The organism is Vibrio sp. Vb0349 (genome assembly GCF_033338975.1).
On sequence record NZ_JAWOTS010000129.1, the window covers coordinates 1 to 1624 of the forward strand.

The following is a 1624-nucleotide window of genomic DNA, read 5'->3' on the forward strand; positions in this document are numbered from 1 at the left end:
ACGAAAAAAACTATCCTTGAGATCGCATTAAAATATCAATTTGATTCCCAACAATCTTTTACACGTCGATTTAAGTACATTTTTAAGGTTACACCAAGTTATTATCGGCGTAATAAATTATGGGAATTGGAGGCAATGCACTGAGAGATCCCCTCATAATTTCCCCAAAACGTAACCATGTGTGAATAGATTTTGAGTAAGCAGGGTTGCAGCCACGAGTGAGTCTTCCCTTGTTATTGTGTAGCCAGAATGCCGCAAAACTTCCATGCCTAAGCGAACTGTTGAGAGTACGTTTCGATTTCTGACTGTGTTAGCCTGGAAGTGCTTGTCCCAACCTTGTTTCTGAGCATGAACGCCCGCAAGCCAACATGTTAGTTGAAGCATCAGGGCGATTAGCAGCATGATATCAAAACGCTCTGAGCTGCTCGTTCGGCTATGGCGTAGGCCTAGTCCGTAGGCAGGACTTTTCAAGTCTCGGAAGGTTTCTTCAATCTGCATTCGCTTCGAATAGATATTAACAAGTTGTTTGGGTGTTCGAATTTCAACAGGTAAGTTAGTTGCTAGAATCCATGGCTCCTTTGCCGACGCTGAGTAGATTTTAGGTGACGGGTGGTGACAATGAGTCCGTGTCGAGCGCTGATTTTTTCGGCCTTTAGAGCGAGATTTATACAATAGAATTTGGCATGAGATTGGATTGCTTTTAGTCAGCCTCTTATAGCCTAAAGTCTTTGAGTGACTAGATGACATATCATGTAAGTTGCTGATAGGTTTCCAGTTTTCCGCTCCTAGGTCTGCATATTGTACTTTTCCTCTTACTCGACTTAACCAGTACCAACCCAGCTTCTCAACGGATTTATACCATGGCACTTTAAAGCCAGCATCACTGACAATGAGCGGTGTGGTGTTACTCGGTAGAATGCTCGCAAGGTCGGCTAGAAATTGGTCATGAGCTTTCTTTGAACATTGCTCTGAAAGCGGGAACGCTTTCTCATAAAGAGTAACAGAACGACCGTGTAGTGCGACTGAAGCTCGCAATACCATAAGCCGTTTTTGCTCACGAATATCAGACCAGTCAACAAGAACAATGGGCATCTAATTACCTGAACAGATAAAGCTGGCATGCCAACGGTATACAGCGAGTCGCTCTTTGTGCAAGTGACGATTACCTAACAATCTGTCGATTCGTTTGATGTTATGTTTTGTTCTCGCTTTGGTTGGCAGGTTACGGCCAAGTTCGGTAAGAGTGAGAGTTTTACAGTCAAGTAAGGCGTGGCAAGCCAACGTTAAGCTGTTGAGTCGTTTTAAGTGTAATTCGGGGCAGAATTGGTAAAGAGAGTCGTGTAAAATATCGAGTTCGCACATTTTGTTGTCTGATTATTGATTTTTGGCGAAACCATTTGATCATATGACAAGATGTGTATCTACCTTAACTTAATGATTTTGATAAAAATCATTAGGGGATTCATCAGAACAAAGCTTTCCTTTACTAAAGTAAGCAGCGAGTATTTAGAAGATGTAACATTTTCAAATGCCGAGCTTTCTTACGTTAGTTTTGACGGTGTATACATGAGCGGGATGTATTTTGAAGACACTATACTCATGTCTAGTTCCTTCGGCAGCCATG

2 protein-coding genes and 1 pseudogene are annotated in these 1624 nt (G+C 42.2%); 2 read left to right on the forward strand and 1 reads right to left on the reverse strand.

What is annotated here, in order from left to right; translation table 11 throughout:
* Positions 1 to 12: 12 nt before the first annotated feature.
* On the forward strand, positions 13 to 144 hold the full coding sequence (locus tag R7Q47_RS26925) for an AraC family transcriptional regulator (protein WP_283393412.1): 132 nt from the start codon (positions 13 to 15) through the stop codon (positions 142 to 144).
* A gap of 9 nt (positions 145 to 153) precedes the next feature.
* Here the strand turns inward: R7Q47_RS26925 and R7Q47_RS23830 are convergent.
* Positions 154 to 1362, reverse strand: a pseudogene (locus tag R7Q47_RS23830) (IS4-like element ISVsa5 family transposase).
* Positions 1363 to 1434: 72 nt separating this feature from the next.
* On the opposite strand from R7Q47_RS23830, the gene R7Q47_RS26930 reads away from it, so the two are divergent.
* On the forward strand, positions 1435 to 1624 hold a 190-nt coding region (locus R7Q47_RS26930; RefSeq protein ID WP_411912881.1), incomplete at its 3' end, for a pentapeptide repeat-containing protein.